Consider the following 21,369-nt stretch of genomic DNA (forward strand, 5'->3'; position numbering starts at 1 on the left):
GGCTAAAATTTTTTCGCAAGTCGAAGCGGTTGTCGCCGTCTTGATGCGGCCAACAACCGTTTCATTTCCGCAGAAATACTAGATGAATGATAAGCGCAAATCTACACATTTTTGTAATCAAAAAAACCTCGGACGCGCGATCGCGTCCGAGGTTCGGGCTTATGAATTGCGTTATTTGGCCGGCGTTGGCGCAGGCGTCGGAACGGCGTTCGTCTCCTCGTGCGGCTTCACCTTCCGGATGAAGAAGGCCAGCACGAGCGCGGCAATCGTAATCCATGTCGCGACGACGAAAGAGTGGTTGATGCCGTCCACCGTCGCCTGCTGAACGATCGCGCCCATTTTGACTTTGTCCGTTTGGTCCACTTGGCCGGCGATGACGAGTTCTTTCACCCGGTCGGCGGCGCGGTTGGACATAATCGTCACCAGCAGCGCGGTGCCGAGCGCGCCCGCCACGTTGCGGAGCGTCTGCGACATCGCCGAGCCATGCGCGTTCAGGCGTGCAGGCAGTTGGTTCATGCCCGCCGTCTGGATCGGCATCATCAGCATCGACATGCCGAACATGCGCGCCGTATACATGAAGAGCATGTGATTGTACGTCGTATCGACCGTCAGCTTGCTGAATTCGTACGTCGTGATCGTCGTAATGATCAGACCGACGACGGCCAGCCAGCGCGCGCCGACTTTATCGAAGATAATGCCCGTAATCGGCGACATGATGCCCATCAGGATGGCGCCCGGCAGCAGCAGCAAGCCGGATTCGAGCGGCGTGAAGCCGCGGATCGTCTGCAAGTAGATCGGCAGCAAAATCATGCCCGAGAACATCGCCATCGTGATGATGACGTTAATGACCGTCGTTAACGAAAACATGCTGTACTTGAACACGCGAATTTCCAGAAGCGGCTTGTCGACCGTCAGCTCGCGCCAGATGAAGAGCGCCAGCGAGATGACGCCCACGATCAGACAGGTCAGCACGATCGCGCTGTCCCAGCCGTCTTTGCCGGCGTCGCTAAAGCCGTACAAGAGGCCGCCAAAGCCGAGCGTCGAGAAGACCACGCCCAGCATATCGAGCTTCGAATCGCTGTTACGCGTGACGTTCTTCATCGAGATGGCGCCGTAGATCAGCGCGAACAGCGAAAGCGGAAGCACGATGTAGAAGAGAACGCGCCACGAGTAGTGCTCGACGACCCAGCCCGACAGCGTCGGACCGATCGCCGGGGCGAAGATCATCGCCAGACCCATCATGCCCATCGCCTTGCCGCGTTCTTCGACCGGGAAGATGGTCAAGAAGACGATCGACATGAGCGGCATCAGAATGCCCGCGCCCGCGGCTTGCACGAGACGGCCGGCCAGCAGCGTTTCGAAGCCCGGCGCGATCGCGCACAGGATCGTGCCCAGAACGAATAAGGAGACGGACGTAATAAATAAATTCCGCGTCGTAAATCTGCTAATGAGGTAGGCGCTAATAGGGATCAGAACCCCGTTGACGAGCAGATAGCCGTTGGACAGCCATTGCACCGTATTGGCGCTGACGTTCAAGTCTTCCATGATTTTCGGAAGCGCGACGTTCAGCAGCGTTTGCGCGAGCAGGGCGACGAATGCCCCGATCAGCAAGGAAGCCACGATCGGTCCCTTCCGCAATGTTTGCGTGATAGCTTGACTCATGTTTGTTCCCTCTTTCACTCTCTGTTTAATGTATGTCTTCCGCCTCTATTGGCCGCTCGCGCGTTCGCTTGCGAAGCCTGCTGCGGGCGATCCAGCAGCAAGGTGAAGATCCTGCACAAATGCTCGATATCCTCGTCGTCCAGCCGGTCGAAAATCGTCTCGAGCGCATCCTGTTGCCGGTTCTTGACCCCTTCCACGAACTCGCGCCCTTCATCCGTGATCGCAAGCAGCGCCACCCGTCGATCCTGGCCGTCGCGGGTTCGCGTCACGTACCGCTTCTGCATGAGCCGGTCGGCTAATCCCGTCACCGCGCCCGGCGTGACGCCGAGCAGTTCTGCCAAGTCGGCCGACTTCCCCGGCCCTTCGGCGTACAACGCATAGAGCATGCGGAACTGGGAGATGGATAAGTCGTGCTCCATCGTCTCTTTCCACTCTTGCGTCGCTTTTTTCATAAAACACTTGAATAGCGCAGGTAGCTCCAGCAACCGGGCATTCGCCTGCATCGGCTTCCACCTTCTTTTCATTTACCACTCAATTGTTTAGCTCTAAAACTTTAGCTCTAAAACATTTAGTAATATACCTTATATCCTCGCCCAAGGTCAATGGTAATTTTGCGTTATCGTAGAAATCCCTCTTAGATTACCCTCGCCCTTCCGCCCTGATTCACCTTCTGGCTGCCGCCTGCACCGCGATTTCGGGCTGCAGCCGACCCATCCGCGCGACAAAAAGACCCACGCTGCCGTGGGTCTCGTCTCTCAAAACCTTATGTTTGGCCGCCCCCCGCAGGTTCTTCCCGCGCCGCTCGGAGGCCGCTCCTTCCTTACAGCACCTTGGACAAGAAGGCGCGCGTGCGCTCCTGCTTCGGTTGCTCGAAAATATCCGCCGGCGATCCCATCTCCACGATACCGCCCTGCTCCATAAAGACGACGCGATCCGCGACTTCCCGGGCAAAGCCCATCTCGTGCGTCACGACGACCATCGTCATGCCTTCCTTCGCCAGCTGCTTCATGACCGCCAGCACTTCGCCGACCATCTCCGGGTCGAGCGCGGAGGTCGGCTCGTCGAACAGCATGATCTTCGGCTCCATCGCCAGCGCCCGCGCGATCGCCACCCGCTGCGACTGGCCTCCGGATAGCGAATTCGGATAAGCGCCCGCTTTCTCCGATAGCCCGACCTTGCCGAGCAGTTCTATCGCCTTGGCCTTTGCTTGCTCGGGATTTTGCTTTCTTACTTTAATAGGGGAAAGCGTGATGTTATCAAGAACCGTCAAATGCGGGAACAGATTGAACTGTTGAAATACCATCCCGACTTCGGTCCGAATGTCGGTCAGCTTCGTCGCCTTGTCCATCAGCGAACGGCCTTCGATCCGAATATCCCCGCTCTGCGCGGTCTCCAGTCCGTTCAAGCAGCGAAGCAGCGTTGATTTGCCGGAGCCGGACGGTCCGATGACGACCATGACCTCGCCTTCTTGCACGTTCACGCTGACGTTCTCCAGGACGACATTCGCGCCGTAGGCTTTTCTCAATTGGCTTACTTCAATGACAGCCGCCATGCGTTACACCTTCCTCTCTACGTAGCTGAGCACCTTGCCGAGCACGTACGTCAGGATGAAGTAGATGAGCGCCGCCGCCAAATACGGCTCCCATACGCGGGAGTATTGCGCCGCCATCGCCTTGCTCCAATACATGATCTCCGGCGCCGTGATGACCGCGACGAGCGACGAATCCTTAATGAGCGTAATGAACTCGTTGCTGAACGCCGGTACCATCCGCCGGATCGCCTGCGGCAGGATGACCAGCCGCATCGCCTGCGCGTGCGTCATGCCGAGCGAATACGCCGCCTCGCTCTGTCCGCGGTCGATCGATTGGATGCCGGCCCGGTAAATTTCCGCCGTGTAAGCGGCTGCATTCAACGCCAGCGCGACGATGGCCGCGATGATGGCGTCCGTCGTGTCCAGAATGAACGGCACGAGGCCGTAATAGACGAGGAAGATTTGCACCAGTAGCGGCGTGCCGCGGAAGAAGTTGATGTAGATGCTGGCGGGATAATTGAAATACCAGCGTGCGGACATTTTGCCCAGACTGATGATGAGGCCCAATATCGAACCGATGACGATTCCCGCGAGCGAGATGCCGATCGTGTACAAGGTTCCTTTCATAAGAAGCGGTAAGTAATCTATAATGATATCGAACCTAAAATCCATGTATGTCGTCCTTTCCGCTTTATTTACGACTTCGGCTCGGGCTGAATGCTGCATTCCCGGTCCAAGGATCGTGAACGCAAGCCAATGCGCTTGGGCTGAATGCTGCATTCCCGGTCTTTCGACCGTGAACGCAAACCAATCAGCCTTATTAGCGCAATGCTGCATTCCCAATCTTCCGATTGTGAACGCAAACCAATGCGCTTTTCAAACAAAAAGCATGCGTGTCGCTGCCGCTGGACGCATGCTCCGGAATGCTTCCGCCTACTTCGCTTCTTCGTGCTTCTTCAGCTCGGCGAGCAGGTTCGTGGTGTCCGGCTCGTCGCCGAACCAGGTTTTGTACACTTCGGCGTATTTGCCGTTCTCGATTACCGCCTTCACGGCCGGATCGAGCTTCGCCTTCAGTTCGCTGTCCTTCGGAAGCAGGATCCCGTAATATTCGGAGGCGAACGAGGCATCCGTCACGCTCTCGTATTTCTTGTCCGGGTTGTTCTTCAAGTATTCCTGCACGATCGCGATATCCGCGACGACCGCGTCCGCACCGCCTTGGTCCATGTCCATGAACGCCAGCGTGTTGCTCTCGAACCGCTTCAGCTTCGTGTTGCCGTTGCCCATGATGCCGGTCATGATCTCGTCGGCCGTCGTGGAAATTTGCACCGCGACCGTCTTATCCTTCAGATCTTGAGCGGACTTGATGCCGCTGCCTTCCTTGACGAGGATCATGTTCGTCGATTCGAAGTAAGGCAGGGTGAAATCGTAGGTCTCTTGGCGTTTGTCCGTAATCGTCACGGCCGAGATCGCCCCGTCGTAATCTTTGCCCTGCTGCACGCTGCCGAGCATCGTTTCCCACGCGACGTTCTTCACTTCGTACTTCAGTCCCGCTTCTTCCATGACCGCCTTGAGGAAGTCGATGTCGAAGCCGACGAGATCTTCTTTGTCCATGTACTCCATCGGCGCATAGGAAGCATCGCTCGCGATTACGTAGGTCTTCGCGTCTTCGCCGCCGCTGCCGCCGTTAGCCGCATTGTTCGTGCCTTCGTCATTTTTCGAGCCACAAGCTGCCAAAACAACGACAAGTAACGCAATAATTGACAATAACTTCAATTTTTTCATAGGAACACCCTTTACTATTTGATGGATTTATCAAAATAGTAGCAGGAATCTGACAGGTATACAATGCAAGATTTGCAAAAATGTTAGTTAATATAACATCCTGGCCGTTTGATCAACTTTCCACGCGGTTACGACCGTTTTTCTTAGCCGAATAGAGCGCCTTATCCGCCCTTGCGATAAGCGCTTCGCCGGATCCATCGTCTCCGATGCTCAACTGTGCCGCGCCGAAACTCATGGTCAGCCTATAGGGAGGCAGCGATTGTTCCATGACCGCCACCCGAAGCCGCTCCGCCTCTTCAGCGGCCGCTTGGCGATCGCAGCCGGGCAGCAAAATGCAGAACTCTTCTCCCCCGTAACGGAAGGCAAAGCGGCTGCCCGCTTCTCCGCCTTGAAGCACGCGAGCCGTATGGCGCAGCACGCGGTCGCCCTCCAAGTGACCGAATCGGTCGTTGAACTGCTTGAAGTGGTCGATATCGCATAACAATAAGCTGAGCGGCATGCCGCTGGATTGCGCAGCCTCGGCCATCGCCGCCAGATGCACGTCCAGCTGCCGCCGGTTCGGTATGCCCGTTAGGCCGTCCAGCAAGGCAAGCTCCTCGATTTTGCCGAACTTCAGCTTCAATTCCATGCGCATGACGTCGATCCCCGCGATCAGTCGGTAGAGGTCGTCTTGTTCCCTGCGGGCCGGCAGCCGCTCGTCGAATTGTCGGTCGCCGAACCCGCGGACCACCTCGGATAACTGGTGAAGCACGGTCGTATCCCGGTGAAGCTTGCGCGCCAACAGCGTAATCAACAGCACGATAATCGCCGCCGCGCCGATCCCGAACCCGAGCAGCTTGATCCCGATGCTGCGCTGCAGCTCGGTGAAGGCGATATCCTTCTCCTCCTGCAGCACGCTCGCCGCAAAATCGATTTTCCGCCGGAACTCGTTGAACAGCTGTCTGCCTTCCTCCAGCTGCGCCGTCGTCGCGCTGTGGCCCAGCCGCTTGGCCGAGATCTGTTCTTCCGCATAATCGTGCCAGTACAACCCTTGCTTGATCGCTTCCTGGATCGAGACCGAGGCTTTCAAATACGTATCGCCTTCCACGTCCATCACGGCGATCAGTCGGTAGAATTCCAACGTCCCCGTCTCGTACGGCTCGAGGAAGGTATCCTCGCCCGTCAGTTCGAACCCGCGCTGGCCGGTCTCCTGATCGATCAGGGAGGAGCGCAGCTTATCCAGATGTTGCGTGTAACGATGCAGCCCGCCTTGCACGCGGACGGATTCCTTGAAATCCTGGTTGATCCAGTACAAGCCCGTCGATACGAGCAATATGAGCAGCAATCCGCCCGTCAGCACCGCGATGTAGATGCTGCGGCCGAATCGGTGCCTCGGTATATACAATCGGTTAAACATCGGCTCCTCCCTTCCCGTTCGCTTCCATCGTCAATCGTTGGAGCACATCCCGTGTTTGAGGCTGCGCGTTTTCGCATTTAACCGAGGTTGAATACGTTTTCGACGCGCCGACCGGGTTTCCTCTTGTTCGCCCCCGTCGTCGTTACCGTTTCCGCACATACGCGCTGCCGAACTGATCCGCCGGCAGCGGCTTGCTGAAATAATAGCCTTGGATCCAGCCGCAGCCTCGCGCCTGCAGGAAACGGTACTGTTCCGCCGTCTCGACGCCTTCGGCGATGACCTCCATCTTCAGGCTAGACGCCATGGCGAGGATCGCTTCGACGATCGTCGCCTGCTCTTCGTTCCCCCCGATGTCGCGAACGAACGTCTGGTCGATCTTCAGCTTGTCGACCTTGAATCGCTTCAGCACGCCGAGCGACGAATAACCGGTGCCGAAGTCGTCCATCGCGATTTGAATGCCCGCGTTCTTGATGGCCAGCAGCTTGACAATGGCATCCCCCTCGTCCTGAATGGCAATGCTCTCGGTGATCTCCAGCACGAGCCGGTCCGGCGGCAGTCCGGTCTCCTCGACGATGCGCAGCACGCCCGCGGCGAAGTCCGCCTCCTGGAATTGACGCGACGAGACGTTAACCGAAATTTGAAACGCGTCCAGCCCCTCCCCGAACCACTGCAGCGCCTGCAGACACGCGGTCCGGATGACCCATTCGCCGATCGGCACGATCAACCCCGTCTCTTCGGCGATGGGAATGAACGCGGCGGGCGAGATCATCGCGCCGCTTCTCGGCTGCCAGCGGATAAGCGCTTCGGCGCCTACGATTCGCTCCGTCTGCGCGCTCACTTGCGGCTGGTAATGCAACCGCAGCTCGTCCTGCTCGAGCGCTCTGCGCAGCGCCTGCTCCATCTCCAGCTTCCGCGTTACCGCCTCCGACAGCTCCTCTGTATAGAAGACCGCCTTCCCCCCGCCCTGACTCTTCGCCTTGTCCAAAGCCAAATCGACGTTGCGCATCAGATCGGACGCTGCCTCCCCAGGCTCCGCCACCGTGATGCCGAGGCTGGCCGTCATGAGGAATTCGACCCGCTCCGCCAGATGAAACGGCCTCGATAGGGAACGCTGCAGGCGCTGCGCCCATTCCTGCAGATCCAAGCGGTCGTACCGCCCTTCCAGCAAGATCGCGAACTCGTCGCCGCTCTGCCGCGCGACGACGCCCCGGTTGCCGACGACGGCGGACAGCCGCTCCGCCACCTGACAGATGATCCGGTCGCCTGCCGCATGCCCGTACGTATCGTTGGCGTATTTGAAGCGGTCGAGGTCGACGATGATGACCACCGTCCTCGCTTCCGCCTCCTGCTCCTCCCGTCTCGCCAACGTCTCCTCCACCCGCAGCTCGAAGTACCGCCGGTTCGGCAAGTTGGATAATGGATCGTGATTGGCCAAGTATTCGTAGCGCTCCAGCAGATGTCGTGATTGCTGGACCAAGGCTTCGTTTTCGCGTAGCACGACCATTTGGCGGATCACGATGATGGCGACCGTCAGAGCTCCGCCGATCATGACCCCGTTCCATTGCTCGATCTGGTCCAGCGCACAGCCGATCAAGACGACGATCGAGACCGCCGGCAGAAACGTTCGCGCCTGCGAGCGAGCCGGGGAATACAGCTCTTCGTCCATGACGGGGGGAGACTCTGGACGTCCGCGGGGGAGCATCCCGGCCAGCGGGAACAACAACAAGCCGATGCCGAGGAGCGACGCGGTCCAGCTTTCGGAGAAGTTCCCTCCTCGGTGTGTCAGCAGCGCGTAGATGCCGTCTGCGATGCCGAACAGCAGGAGCGCGACGGCCAGGGCCAGCCATGCGCCCGTCGACAGGAAGGTGCGGTAGCCGAAGAACAGCGCTGCCAAGCCGGCGAGGGCCAAGAAGTCGTAGACGGGGTACAGCGCCGTAATCAAAAATTCGAAGACGGTTTTCGTTTCCCAAAATACCCATAACCCCGGAGAAACCACATAGACCCAGAACAACGTGCCGCCTACCATAATAACGGTCATCGTGTCGAGCAAATAACGTATGCCGCGATACTTGTTCCGATGCTTGCCGAATAAATAAACGAATGCCGCAACCAAGGTGAAACTTTGCAGATTCCAGAGAAAATCCGCGTAATTGGGGGAATGCACGACGCCATCCGCCTCCAAATACAGCACACCCCATACGAGCTGAGCCCCTGTGCAAAACAAGCAGCTTAAGCCTAGCAGCTGCCAGAAACGGCGCGCCCCTCCTTCGTGCCCGGCAGCGATGCGGCGCAAAATTACCCATGCCGCCAGCGGCGGCATCAAAGGCAGCGCAACAGCCAGCGGCGCCGCCCGGTCCAGAATGGACGGCGTATTTATAAAGAGAACATGTAGTCCCGTATAGCCCGCAATAGCGAACAATAATAACAAGATCCGTCTATTCGTTTTGGATATCTTCAAGCCTTCTGACCTCCAGCTCTCGCGCGCCTCTTGCGTCGTTCGTGTCCTTCGTCGTCCTCCCGCCTAAGCGGCGTTTGTCGTCTTCCCGGCAAGACGTTACAATAGGAGCATCCGTATTCACACCGGGAAGGGAGGAGCTTGCATGCAGAACCAGAAGCTGCTGACCGATCAAGATTTCACCGAGGCGATGGACAAAGGGGCCCGCCTTCGCGTGTTCCAGGACGATCATGTCATCGATTCCGGCGGCGTCATTATTCGATTCGATGCCGATACGGTCGTCATCCAATCCTCCGTCAGCGACGTTGCCTATCACTCGCGGCGCGGCTGCGAATTTTTCGCAATGAAAAAAAGATAGCCCCGCTTGAGACGAACGCCCTTCCTCCCGAAGGGCGTTCGCCGTTATCGCCCCGCCGCCGCGGACGCCGACGACGCCTCGATCCGATTGCGACCGCCCCGCTTCGCCTCATATAACAGCGCATCCGCTTGCGCGAAGAAGGCGGCCTTCCCTACGCCGGGCCGAAGCGCCTGCAAACCGCCGCTGATCGTGGCCGTTCTCCCTTCCATCTCCGGATGGCGCAGACGGCCGATCGTAACGCGCATGTGCTCCATGAGCCGGAACGCCTCCTCCATCGTTTTGCCGCTGAACAGAATCGCGAACTCCTCCCCGCCGTAACGCGCGACGAACTCCGACGCCGTCACCGATTCCGCGATCGCCCGGGCTACTCGCCGCAGGATGGCATCCCCCGCGTGATGGCCGTAGTTATCGTTAATGCGCTTAAAATGATCGATGTCCACGATCGCCAGCTGTACTTCGCCTTCCCCGCGGTTGCCCTGTGCCACCAAGCGGTCCAGCTCTTCTTGAAACGTGCGGTGATTGTAGAGACCGGTCAGCGAATCGGTTCGGGCCAACTTGTCGAGTTCTTGCTCGGTATCGATCGCCTTCCGAAGCGACCCCATGACCTCGACCTCCCGCTGCAGCACCGCATAATAAATGATGTACCCCGCGCACAACAGGGCGGTATACGCCATCGATTCATATTGCAGCACCCGATCCCGGTACACTGGAAGAAACACGTACGCCAGCATGTAGCAGAACAAGCTGGCCACGAAGCTAAACATGAGCACGCCGAGCCGAAAGAAAATAAGCGATACCGCCATCGGCAGCAGCAGCGCCAGCTCCAGTCCGTGCACGTTCGGCATCGTGAGCGTAAGCGCCATCGTGATCCCGATTCCGCACAGCACCAGCGCGTATATCGCCAGCGATCGCCGAATCACGAGAATGATCGCGTACGTGAGACCGATCACCGTCAGCTGCATAAGCGTCGGCCGCACGATGATTTTGACGAAAAACTGCATTTGCGTCCCATCATGGATCGTACGCGTGATCACCCAGGCCAGCACTTCTCCCGTCACCGACAGCATGACGATGAACAGGTAGAAGAGCAGAATGCGCCGGGACCAATAGTTAAAATTCAGTAACGTCGGATCGTCCACCGCCTCGCTCTCCTTCCCCATGCCGCATCCCGGTAAGTTCTACTCCGTAGGATGTCACAATCTGGGCACGATCAAACGTTGTACGAAATAAGAAAAGCCGCGGACAGGATCGCCCGTCTGCGGCTTTGGCGCGTCGGCATGTTCAATCAGGAGGGGGACGCTTCGCGTTCAGCTCTTCCAGCCAATTAGTTCGAAAAGGATTGTCGCGAGCCAGTCGCTCCAGCTCCGCTAGCGCCTGCTCCCGGTTCCCCAGCTCCCAATCGATATCGCTGCGCAGCTTTCGGTACCAGATTTGATCCGGATTCACCGCCAGCGCCGCGTTAATCTCCGTACTGGCGACGCTCAAGTAAGCTCGATCGCGCCGGTCCATGTACCCCTCGTAATAAAGTCGGGCTTTACGCTCATGCGCGGCGTCATCGTAAATTCCCGCTGCCATGCTCCGATCCAGATAGGCGACGGCATCGGCCAGACGTTCCTCGCCCGCGGCCCGGATTGCCCGCTCGTAATACAACTGCGACAGCATGGCAGTGCCGGCCAGCATAGCGATTATCGCGCAGCAGGCCGCTAGCGGAAATCTCCCCCATCCCAAACTCGCCTTAGTCGCAGGCCCCTTCTGTCGCTCGTCCTTTTTCAGCCGAAGTCCCAGAAAGACGAAGAGCGCGAATAGATAAGGAGAGGAGAACGTAAAGTCGAGCAGACTTTGCAGCCAGAGCGCGATGCAAGCGGCCAAGCGGGCAATCTCGAACGAACGCAACTCGTCCTCGCTTCGCTTAATGGCCCGAATTCCATTAACCGCGACGAGCATCGCGACCGCTAGGAACGCCCCGATCCCGAGGAGCCCCGCATCCAGCCAGGTTTGCAGCGCATGGTTGTGAAGATAAGCTACATAATAATCCGCGCTCTGGTACCGATATTGCCACTCGGCCCAAGCCCCTCCTCCATATCCTGTCAAGACGGAATCACGGATCATCGCCAGACCGTCCTCATAATAAACCAGCCGGGTACGCAGGTCGGTCAGGTTGGAGGAAAGCGACGCCCATCTGAATAAGTGCCCGCTTGAGAGAGATATTACGGCGAAGACCAAAGCGAAGGCGCCGCCGACCGCGGCCGCTAATGTCAGTTTTCGACCCGTGATGCGCGGCAGATACCAAATGAGCAATCCAACGAGTAGAACCGTTATCGCGAATACCCATACCGAATTCCCATAACTAACTGCCCCAGCGACGCCCATCAGCGATACGGTCGCATAGTTCATCCAAGCTGCCCGATCATGCTTTCGTGAGCCTAACAGGCTCACGAAAGCGCCAAGGACGCCAAGCGCGAATACCGTTCTGGATTGGGTGAGTCCGATGCCGAGCGCGAACAAGAATGCGGCCGGCAAATATATCCACTGCCTTCCCACCGCATACAACGGGAAGCCAAGAGCAGCACATGCGAACAGAAGTATGCCTAGGCCGTTCGCATAATCCAATAACCCCGCCAGTCGCCCCTCATAAAATAATCCCAGCGCAAGCCCGAGTATCGTCGTCAGCGAGGCGGACGCCAGTAAAATGCAAACGAGCTTCCGGTACGCCGAGGCGGAGAGGAAGCCCCCGAGCACAGCTATCGGCAACGGGATGAAGCTTTTCAACGCCTCATGCACGGCACGACCGGGCGTGACCGCATACAGGACGGCGATCCCATAACTAACCGCCAAGGCTACCAGCGCCCAGAACAGCGCTTGTTGGCGCAACTTGAACTGGCCGCTCACAGCCATAATCAGCAGTAGGATAGCCCCCGCAGCCGATGCCATCAAATATTCGCGTTCCAGCAGGAACCCGTGAAACAGCGCCCCTGAAACCAGGAACGCCGCAATCGCCCAGAACGCGACGCGTTCCGTCATGGCGGGCGAAGCCGCCGGTTTGCCTTTCGTCTCCATGAAGTCATACATCCTTTTCCATTCGGACCTAAAAAACGAGAGACCCGCTTGCACGGGTCTCTCGAGTGTACATCATTTACGAAGAACGCTACAGAAGATTCCACACCATCTGAACCGCCTCGGCTCGCGTAGCCAAGCCTTGCGGACGGAAGTTGCCCTGCGCGTCGCCTTGGACTAGGCCGGCTTGGCGCGCCTGAACAGCGGCCTCTTTGGCCCATCCGCTAATTCGCTGCTGGTCCTTGAACGCCGCGTTACCCTGCTGCGCGGCGTTCTCCGCCCCGCTCAGCTTAAGCGCCTGGACCAACACAACGACCATCTCTTCTCGCGTAATCGTGCTCAGCGGCCGCAAGCGCTTCGCTTGATCGCCCTTGATCAGACCGGCTTCATAGGCGGCGGCCGCCTCATCCGCGTACCACGCCCTGGACGCCACGTCGCTGAACGGCGCCGCGCCATCCGCTTTGAGGTCAAGCGCCTTCACGACCATCGCGATGAACTCCGCGCGCGTCAGCTTCTTCTCCGGCGCGAACGCGGTATCGGTTACCCCTTGCACGACCTGACGGGCCGCCAGCTGCTGGATGACGCCGTACGCCCAGTGCTTAGCGGATACATCCGCGAACGTCTTCTTCCAAGCCAGGACGCCGTAGGTGCTGAAGTGATGAACTTCGACAAGGAGCGCGTCACCGCTCGGGCGCCCTTTTATATATGCCGCCGTGCCGTCGTCCGCAATGTAATACACATTCGTTACATCCATATTAGCCCCGGGCTTTATCGGCAGCGTCAGCGTGATCGGTTCGTCGAAGTCCTTTAAGGTTGCCGTCTTGCCGTCCTTGCCGGTAATGGACAGGCTCAGATCGTATGCGGCGCCGGCGACAGAGAATCCGACTCCGCCTTTCGTCATGCGCCGCAATACCTCGCCCGCCGATAAGGACTTCACGTCAAGCGCGATAACGGCCCCCGTTTCCGCCCCGGCGGGAATTAACGCTTCTAGCTGCTTCAAGACGGCTGCAGGTATCGTGACTTCGGCGTCCGCTATTCTCACGGCAACACCTTGTTCGATGCCGCTCTTCCGCGCCACGCCGGCTGGCAGCTTGACCCGCTCCGCATCGCCTGCGTCCAGCTTAAGTTGGCCTTCCTTAGGGGTCGGGAGCGTAGCATCCGTGAACTCGACGATTTTATGCGCCGGTATGTCGGTGCCGCCTGGCATCGGCGTTGTCGCGCCGCCGAAACCTCCGGCCCCGCCGCCGCTTCCGCCGCCTGCGCTTCCGCCAGACCCTCCGCCAATGCCACCGCCGGTTCCCCCGCCAGCGCCACCGCCTCCGGTTCCGCCGCCTCCGGTTCCGCCGCCTCCGCCGGCAACTGCGGTTACAACGACGGTTTGTTTCAGCTCTATCGCTTCATTGGGTCCTGTAGGAAGCATGAATTTGACGGTGTAGTTACCGCCCGGAAGCGCATGCGGAATTTCATACGCCCGGTCCAAATTCTCCACGCCTTGCTCGAACACCGCGATCCCCTTCTCGTTCTCGACCCGAATCGTACCGAATACCCGCTCATAGCCGTAGAATGTCCCCTCGTAGGGATACGTAACTTGGGAAGCGGTCCTTAGACCCAACGTTTCTTCCGTCAGAACCGGGTAATCTCGCGCTACGAATGCAGCATGAAGACGCAAGTCGCCGCTCTTGACGTCGGGTTCTACTTTCAAGTAACCCCCTTCATTCTTCACCGCACGCTGACTCAGTCGTAACGATGATGCCGTGGGGTCGATTTGGCCTGTAAACGGAATCGTCGTCTGTCGCTTAATATCCATCTCCGCCGTCCGCCAAGCATAACGCCATGGCGATTCATTCTTATCGACTCTTGCCGTATCGAAAGCCAGCCGCTGCTTGCCCTCCGACACGCGTATCCGGTTCATCAGCTTTAAATCGACGTACATGGACACGACCTGGGATGACGAAGGATAGCGTTCGGAAGCAAAATCGCTGAATGCCTTGTCCCCCTGCAAACTCACGTAATAGCTTGGCTTGAGCGGGAAGTTGTATCTTCCTGATACCGCGTCGCGAACGCCTTCTTTGTAGATCGCAAGGCCCTCGGTTTGGTTGCGCGCCCTGCCCGCTACCATCCATTCGAACCGCGGAATATTCAGAATGATTCCATTGCCCGGATACGTCGTAAACGTAAACGGATCGGAATAGCCTGCGGTTGGCATGATCATCTCGCTTTTTATCCGCGAGCCGAATTTTTCAAATTCGTCGGTAAAATGATAGTAATCGGCGCTTGTCCTTCCGCTACGGTCAGGCTGGACGATCGCAGCAACTCCTCGCCCGTTAGATGAAGCTGGGTGTAGAAGGGAATACGGACCCCCGTAACAAGAACCCCGCCTTGAATATGCAGGACATAATTCGCGTCGGGCTTAATCAACGCTGCGTCGAGCACAATGGAGTGGTCCTCTTCCAATAAGAAACGCTGCGATTCCTTCCCGATGCTCCATAGTTCGCCGGAGCCTCCCCAACTGAGCACAGGATATTTGGCGGAGCCTGTCAACTGGATACGCTTTTCTTGTCTTGCTTGTCCGATGTTCGTAAGAAGAGTCTGCCCGCTGTAGGACTTCAGGTCGTCCGGGAACAACTGATTCACTAGTTGAAGCCGGTATTCTCCCTCGTCCCTCGGCGCATCGATTTCCACGGAATCGAAGCTGCTGGTTCGAATCCGCTCGCCTACCTCGCGGTTGTCTTTATCGACCAGCTGATATTCCAGTACGGATTCGCCGTTCTCCTCATCCGTCGGGAGAGACGCCACGGCAGCAGATGCCGGGTTCGGATAGCGCAGCCCCTCCTGCTCCTCTTCCACGGTGATTGTCCTCGGACCCTCGGCCGTCATGGATTTGAATGTCAAGCTGCCCTCGGATGCAGCCGGCTTCTCGGCGCTGAGAGGCTCCACTTTAACCAGGTTGGCTTTCTCGCTTCCCTCGTAAAAATCCGTGTATACCTTCTGATTAATTCGGCCAGCGCTGATCACGTCCGCATCGTTCATATAGACTTCGCGGCTGCCGACGGAAAACGCGACGTTCTGTTGAATGTCCGAGATGGCGGATCGGAACGTATACCGGTAGCCGTCTTTCGTAATCGCATAGCGAACATCCGCGGTCGTCCCTTGGTTGACGTAGTATTCCGACGCGTCGGACGTCTCGGCGATTTTGCTGCTGCTAATCGCTATCGTGCCGTCCTGGAATCCCGCTGGCGGGGTTAGCCGCATTAATGCGCCTTCTAAGTTAACCAGCTGAGGCGTCCCTTGGTTTACCCGAAGCGCGCGCTCCAGATAGTAGCCCCGGTCCGTCGACGAATCGTGCAAAACCGCCGTCGCCTGAATCGCGTTGCTCGTCTGGACATAGGCAACGGCTTGGCCGTTTTGTTCGAATGGAAGCAGCATCGGCCAGCTAATATAACCGTTTTGCTCGCTCATCACGCTTAATAAAAGGCGATCCGAAACGGTCGCATGGGACGACGCGAAGATCGTTTTGGATAACGAAGCCGCATGAAACGACACTTCGCCTTGCCCACCGGTAATCGTTTTATGATAGACCACCCGTTGACGCGAGTTCGAGGCTTGACCTATGATCATAACCTCATATCTGCGTCCGGCCAGCAAATAAGCGTTCGGCACGAAGAATGCGCCCGGCTCTACCGGCTCGCCGACAAAGATCGGCGAATAATAGTATTGCGGCGTTTCCAATTCATAGGTATAAGGGAATGCTTCGTATACGAATAACTGCCCGTTTTGCAGAGGCGCCCCTGTCTCGTTCTCCGCCCGGATCAACGATCCGTTAACCTCGTTCGAATCCATGCCGAGGATTTCGAACGACCGGTTCGCGGTGAGCGATTCGCTGAACCCCGGGTAGGTCACGGTCGCGGTCAGCAGGTATTTGCCTGACTTCAGCGAAGGCTCTATAGCCGCGTATAAGCGTAACTGCGCGTCTTCCGACTCGGTTACATTGAAGGACGCGATTCGGGCCCCGTTGGCATGTTTCAACTCATACTCCGCGTGATACTCGCTCGCGTTGGCTCCGTAAACCCACCGCAATTCGAAATCCCCTCTTCTCACGGGCGTATCGGCATTAATTTCGTCGCGGCTCGCTTCAAAGGATTCAATGACCATGCCGGGTTGCCCGAATTCGTAAGCGGTATCCTCGGTAATTTCACGGTAGTCGCTATGCCATTGCAGCTCCGTCCCGCTTCCTAATTCATCATTAATGCCCATGGCATATCTTCCCCGGCTGATAAATAGCTTGGAGACGCCGGAAGGAAACTGAAAGGTGGTTTCGGTCGTGTAGACGTACGCTCTCTGACTGGCGGCCAATGGAAGCGATACGATCGCCTTCTCTCGGCCAAGATCCTGCTCGTTCAATTTGAACGTCATGTCGCCGTCAATCGAGAGCTTCTCCTTATGTATATATCCGATTCCATTTTTCCAAGTACTCCACGCATAACTCACTTGACTCGGGTTTATCAATAACGTAAAGTCCCCACGATATCCGCGGTTATGTAACCATTCCTTTTCTCTGCCTTCTCCTGCCAGGAATTGAACGTCGAACTCGCCGTAACCTTCCAATGCCGTAGAATCGACGGTAACCTGGACCGTGTCGGCGTTCATTTCCCAACTGCTTTTGGCGACCAATTGATCGTATGTTAGGTCCATCTTCTCGTGGTATAGAAATTCTTTGCCGCCGTTGCGGTCGACTAACCTCGCTGTTAGCGATAGGCGATAATGCTCCCCTTCCCCCAACGTCATTCGGGAGGCATAATCAATCTGCCCGTTCACCTCATCATACGCAGCATAGACGTAATCCTCCGTGGGCGTATTCAACCGCCTGATCTTCGCGTCTACGTCCGTGACAATGTATTCTCCCGGCAAGTTCAGCTTCAAGACGCCAGGCGTTTGGACGGCCGCCAGGCCTTGCGCGGCGTCTCCTGCCGGCAGCGGCAAATCCTGACTTATTCCCGAACTTTGCGGACTTTGCGCTCCTTGCTGCATCTCGCTCGCGTCATTTACGCCCCCTGCTTCTCCCTCCGCTCCCGCCGGCATAATTCCACCGGCCAGCATCGCGGCGATGACTACCATCGACAACCACTTCTTCATTCTCTAGTGCCGCTCCTTTTTGCTCGTATCCATGTGCGCTCCCACATGCTCACTTTACTAGCAGAAATAAACTATCACTGGAAAAGTATAATAAATCCAGTGACAAAAACAAACAAAAATATGAAAAAATCTATGAGATTAGACAAATACCGACATGTATTGTCCACTAGTTTCTTCCCAAACAAAAAATCCCGGCCTGATGGCCGGGATTTTTTGTTCTTACCGCAACTGCTATTCCTCGTACTTCACGATAATATCGTCCAACTCGCTGGCATGCTCATGGCTCGCCGCGAGAATCTCCTGGTCGACCGGATTCTGGCCTTGGATGGCGGTGCCTGCTTTGATTTGGCGGTCCAGCTGTTTCTCCGCCTGGCCTAAGCCGAGCGCGCCTTGATGGCCTCTGCTTGATGTCATGCGTATCTCCCTGCCTTTGCCCGTGGTGTACAGCATCGACCTGTCGCTTGCTGCCTCCTATACCGTGCGCCAACCGGGATTCATTTATGCCCCGCGCCTTACTCCCACGGATACTTCGTCAGCAGGTAATCGGCGAACTTCTTGCTCTCCGCCCGGCGATGCTTGCGCATTTGGGCCCGCTCGTCGGCCGTCTCGTACAGCTTCTTCTCCTCTTCCGTCTCCGGCACGATCTGCGGCACCTCGATCGGCTTGTTATCGTCGCCGAGCGCGACGAACGTCAGGAAAGATGTCGCCGCGATTTTGCGTTCGCCGCTGCGCAAGTCTTCGCGAATGACTTTCACGAAAACTTCCATCGACGTGCGGCCCGTATACGTGACGAACGACTCCAACGACACGGAATCGGTCTGCCGGATCGGTTGCAGGAAATCGACGGAATCGGTGGATGCGGTGACCGCGGAAACCCGGCATAGCTTCGAGGCGGAAATGGACGCGATATCGTCGATATAGGACATCAATTTGCCGCCGAACAGCGTATCGTGATTGTTGACGTCCGTCGGAAACACGCGGGCGACCTTAAAGCATCTCGTTTCGCGCACAAACTTTTTCTCCATTCGGAAAACCCCCGCCTTCTGCCAATCTTTGTCGCTAGCATTGTACCCTTCGGGATTCCCCGGTATGCACGCCTTTAAGCGGACCGGCTATCCGATCTCCAGCAGCTTATACACGGTCTCTTCCACCAGCCGCTCATGGACCGCCGCATTGTAATTCATATGCTCCCGATAGCGCACGAACAAGCAATGATGGCGCATGCGGCTCCTTTTGAACTCGCGCCAACGCTGCTCCAGCTCCCGGATATACGTATCGGGCTCCGTCTCGTCGACGAAGAACAGCACGTTCTCGCAACCCAATTCCGCGATCTCTTGCAGATTGTCCGTGTGCATGAGGCCGATCTCCCGCGCTTTGGCCGGCGGACGAACTTGCAGATCGTCATAGTACAGGTCCTTCAGCTTCTGCATGCGCGTCCCGAACACCCGGTAATCGTCGCGCCCGGCGGAGACGAGCAGCAGCGGCTCTTCCCCGAGTCTTCTGCGGACATGGTAGCGCGCATTCTCCACCTTCATATCGTAATAAGACAGCCATCGCTCCGCCACCGACGTCATGCCCAGCTGGCCGGCGATGCGCAGCAGGCGCTCTTTCCAGGAGAATCGCTTCCAATCGAGCGAGACCGTCGGCGCGATCGCCGACAGCGCTTGATAGACGCCCGTCGTGACGGGACCGGTCAGAATGAGCTCCGGCTGCGCCGCGGCCACTTCCGCCAGCTTCTCCGCAACCCCGATCTCGTCGCGGAGCTGCTCCGCCCATGCCCGCTTCACGTTAAACGCGGACTGCATGCCGAGCACGGCCATGTCGCCGTCGAACACGGCGCTAAGCGTCGCCACCCGTCGTTTCGCCAAGGCGCTGTACTCCGTCGGGCTAAGACCGACATGCTTCTTGAACAGCCGGCTGAAGTAGAATTCATCCGTGTAGCCGACCGAGTGGGCGACCTCCATAATTGTCCCTCCGCTGCCCGCGAGCAGTCGCAAGGAAGCATCCACCCTCACCTTCGTCATGAACTTATGCGGACTAAGGCCGGTATAGCGGCGGAACGATTGATAGAACCGACTCGAGCTGCAGCCCGACTGGGCGGCGATTTGCTCCACGTCGATCGGCTTATGAAAGTGCTCCTTCATAAACTTGCGCGTCTGCTCGACGTAATCGAACACGTCTTCTTCCGGATCTTTGGGCTTCTTCGCGCTTGTCAGCAGCGCGGAAGCCATCGCGTACAAATAGGACTGCAGCTGATAATACAGCCCCTCGTCCGTTCCCCCCGCGTCGGAGAGAAAATCCGGGATCCAGCTTCGGATCTGAGGCATGCGGAAAATATAGAGCTTCTGTATATTCGAAATCCGCTGGGCGGCGAATTCGTCCGGTTCCGGCGTTAGCCAGGCTCTCGTAAAATAAATCAGCAGCACCTGCGACTCCTGCTTCGCCGTGCTCTGAAGCACGCAGCGCGTGCCGGACGGAATGAGAAACAACTCGCCGCCGAGCGCCTTCCCTTTGCGCTTCGCGCCGCCCATATCCGCCGTAATGCCGACGCCCTCGCGCGTTACGAAACCGAAGGCGTCCTCTTCGCCGGCAGGCAGTTCCAGCCTCGTCCCCCCGGCGATCCGCACCTCTTCGGTACGCGTATAATGAAGCGAGAGCCCCCGCAACAGATGTTGTGTCATCCCATCACTCCGTTACTTCGATAATACCCTTCCTAGTGAATTGTAAATGATAATCATTCTCATAGTCAATCAGCCTGATGCTTGGTTTGCACGCTAGGTGGAGCGTGCAGCATGCAGCCAGATGCTTGGTTTCCGTCCATAGTAGGGGACGGAGCATTCTACCTAAACCGCGACAAACGCAAAAAACTGCCCCCGCGGCAGCGCCGATCGCTCGGCGCCCCTTGGGAGCAGTTCTTCCACGCTATTTTATTTCACCACGGCTTCGACGGCTTGGATCATTTGGGCCGTGGACTCCAGTCCGCCGCCCGAGAGGTACCAGTAGTTCGGATCAAGGTAGGCGATTTTGCCGTTTTTGAACGCGTTCGTGTTTTTCACGAGGGCGTTCTCGATGACGTCTTTGCCGGCTTTGGCGCCTTCCTTCTCGACTACCGCGTCGCGGTCGACGACGAACAGGTAATCCGGATTTTTCTCGGCGATGAACTCGCTCGTCACGCTCATGCCGTGGGTGCCGACTTCGATGCTCTCGTCGCTTGCAGGCACGCCGAGCACGTCGTGGATGAAGCCGAAACGGGAACCTTTGCCGAACGCGCTCATTTTGCCGCCCGTCGTCAAGACGATCAGGCCTTTCTTGCCGCTAGCCGTCGCCGCCGCGTTCACCGATTGGATCGACGCTTCCAGCGCGGCGAGTTCCGCTTCGACTTCGGCCGTCTTATTGAAGATTTGACCGATGACGGACAGGTTTTGCTTGAACGATTCCATGTATTTCGCCGTGTCGACGCCCGTGTAGATCGTCGGCGCGATTTTGCTCAGCTCTTCATACGCTTCCGACGCGCGTCCGGAGATGAAGATGACGTCCGGCTTCAGGGAAGCCAGCTTCTCGAAGTCCGGCTCGAACAGCGTGCCCGCGTTCTCGTACGCGTCGGTGGTGTAGGTCTCTTTCAAGTAGGAAGGCAGGCTGTCTTTCGGCAATGCCGTTACGTTGACGCCCAGTTTATTCAGCGTATCGAGCGTGCCGAAGTCGAAGACGACGACTTTCTCGGGATTCGTCTTCAACGTGGCTTCGCCAAGCTGATGCTTGATCGTCACTTCGGCCGGCGCGGTTGCTTCCGTCGTGCCCGCAGCCGTGCTTGCGTTGCCTTCCGTCTCCGCCGCGGCATTCGCGCTGCCTTCGGCCGGCGCGGCGCTTTCCGTGCTTGCGCCGCTGTTTACGTTATTGTTCGAGTTGGACGTGCTGCCGCATGCGGCGAGCACGAACATCAGTACGAGAGACATCATCAAGAGCAGTGCTTTCTTCTTCACTTCTATTCGTCCACCTTT

Annotated in this window: 16 protein-coding genes; 1 reads left to right on the plus strand and 15 read right to left on the minus strand. The window is 57.6% G+C overall.

Features of this window, described 5'->3' with window-relative positions; all coding sequences use genetic code 11:
• Window positions 1-171: 171 nt before the first annotated feature.
• The 7 genes from BCM02_RS27500 to BCM02_RS27530 form a co-directional block, all read right to left on the minus strand.
• The gene (locus BCM02_RS27500; protein ID WP_148932331.1) at window positions 172-1,662 is read right to left on the minus strand and encodes a DHA2 family efflux MFS transporter permease subunit; all 1,491 of its coding nucleotides are present in this window, start codon (window positions 1,660-1,662) and stop codon (window positions 172-174) included.
• Between the two features lie 14 nt (window positions 1,663-1,676).
• Window positions 1,677-2,165, minus strand: a complete 489-nt coding sequence (locus tag BCM02_RS27505) for a MarR family winged helix-turn-helix transcriptional regulator (protein WP_187434435.1) — start codon at window positions 2,163-2,165, stop codon at window positions 1,677-1,679.
• 317 nt (window positions 2,166-2,482) lie between these two features.
• On the minus strand, window positions 2,483-3,214 hold the full coding sequence (locus tag BCM02_RS27510) for an amino acid ABC transporter ATP-binding protein (RefSeq protein ID WP_148932333.1): 732 nt from the start codon (window positions 3,212-3,214) through the stop codon (window positions 2,483-2,485).
• A 3-nt stretch (window positions 3,215-3,217) separates the two neighbouring features.
• Window positions 3,218-3,865: an amino acid ABC transporter permease gene (locus tag BCM02_RS27515; RefSeq protein ID WP_148932334.1), complete on the minus strand. Its 648-nt coding sequence runs from the start codon at window positions 3,863-3,865 to the stop codon at window positions 3,218-3,220.
• Between the two features lie 261 nt (window positions 3,866-4,126).
• The gene (locus BCM02_RS27520; protein ID WP_187434436.1) at window positions 4,127-4,975 is read right to left on the minus strand and encodes a basic amino acid ABC transporter substrate-binding protein; all 849 of its coding nucleotides are present in this window, start codon (window positions 4,973-4,975) and stop codon (window positions 4,127-4,129) included.
• A 112-nt stretch (window positions 4,976-5,087) separates the two neighbouring features.
• The gene (locus BCM02_RS27525; protein WP_148932335.1) at window positions 5,088-6,371 is read right to left on the minus strand and encodes a sensor domain-containing diguanylate cyclase; all 1,284 of its coding nucleotides are present in this window, start codon (window positions 6,369-6,371) and stop codon (window positions 5,088-5,090) included.
• A 142-nt stretch (window positions 6,372-6,513) separates the two neighbouring features.
• Window positions 6,514-8,829: a putative bifunctional diguanylate cyclase/phosphodiesterase gene (locus BCM02_RS27530; protein ID WP_148932336.1), complete on the minus strand. Its 2,316-nt coding sequence runs from the start codon at window positions 8,827-8,829 to the stop codon at window positions 6,514-6,516.
• Window positions 8,830-8,971: 142 nt separating this feature from the next.
• Between BCM02_RS27530 and BCM02_RS27535 the strand changes: the two genes are divergently transcribed.
• Window positions 8,972-9,184, plus strand: coding sequence for a hypothetical protein (locus BCM02_RS27535; protein ID WP_148932337.1), 213 nt, complete (start codon window positions 8,972-8,974; stop codon window positions 9,182-9,184).
• A 44-nt stretch (window positions 9,185-9,228) separates the two neighbouring features.
• Here the strand turns inward: BCM02_RS27535 and BCM02_RS27540 are convergent, their stop codons facing one another.
• From BCM02_RS27540 to BCM02_RS27575, 8 genes are all read right to left on the minus strand, one after another.
• Window positions 9,229-10,323 (minus strand): GGDEF domain-containing protein, encoded by a 1,095-nt coding sequence (locus BCM02_RS27540; RefSeq protein WP_187434437.1) that lies wholly within the window; start codon window positions 10,321-10,323, stop codon window positions 9,229-9,231.
• Between the two features lie 142 nt (window positions 10,324-10,465).
• On the minus strand, window positions 10,466-12,241 hold the full coding sequence (locus BCM02_RS27545) for an O-antigen ligase family protein (protein WP_187434438.1): 1,776 nt from the start codon (window positions 12,239-12,241) through the stop codon (window positions 10,466-10,468).
• An 88-nt stretch (window positions 12,242-12,329) separates the two neighbouring features.
• On the minus strand, window positions 12,330-14,450 hold the full coding sequence (locus BCM02_RS27550) for an S-layer homology domain-containing protein (protein ID WP_148932340.1): 2,121 nt from the start codon (window positions 14,448-14,450) through the stop codon (window positions 12,330-12,332).
• A gap of 8 nt (window positions 14,451-14,458) precedes the next feature.
• Window positions 14,459-17,371 (minus strand): hypothetical protein, encoded by a 2,913-nt coding sequence (locus tag BCM02_RS27555; RefSeq protein ID WP_148932341.1) that lies wholly within the window; start codon window positions 17,369-17,371, stop codon window positions 14,459-14,461.
• Window positions 17,372-17,602: 231 nt separating this feature from the next.
• Window positions 17,603-17,785 (minus strand): hypothetical protein, encoded by a 183-nt coding sequence (locus BCM02_RS27560; protein WP_148932342.1) that lies wholly within the window; start codon window positions 17,783-17,785, stop codon window positions 17,603-17,605.
• Window positions 17,786-17,883: 98 nt separating this feature from the next.
• Window positions 17,884-18,396: an acyl-CoA thioesterase gene (locus BCM02_RS27565; RefSeq protein WP_148932343.1), complete on the minus strand. Its 513-nt coding sequence runs from the start codon at window positions 18,394-18,396 to the stop codon at window positions 17,884-17,886.
• 87 nt (window positions 18,397-18,483) lie between these two features.
• A complete protein-coding gene (locus BCM02_RS27570) occupies window positions 18,484-20,052 on the minus strand; it encodes an AraC family transcriptional regulator (RefSeq protein WP_148932344.1) in 1,569 nt (522 codons plus the stop codon).
• A 246-nt stretch (window positions 20,053-20,298) separates the two neighbouring features.
• Window positions 20,299-21,351: a siderophore ABC transporter substrate-binding protein gene (locus BCM02_RS27575; RefSeq protein ID WP_148932345.1), complete on the minus strand. Its 1,053-nt coding sequence runs from the start codon at window positions 21,349-21,351 to the stop codon at window positions 20,299-20,301.
• Window positions 21,352-21,369 lie beyond the last annotated feature (18 nt).

Origin of the sequence: Paenibacillus methanolicus, assembly GCF_008124765.1 — a bacterium.
Lineage (GTDB): Bacteria > Bacillota > Bacilli > Paenibacillales > Paenibacillaceae > Paenibacillus_Z > Paenibacillus_Z methanolicus.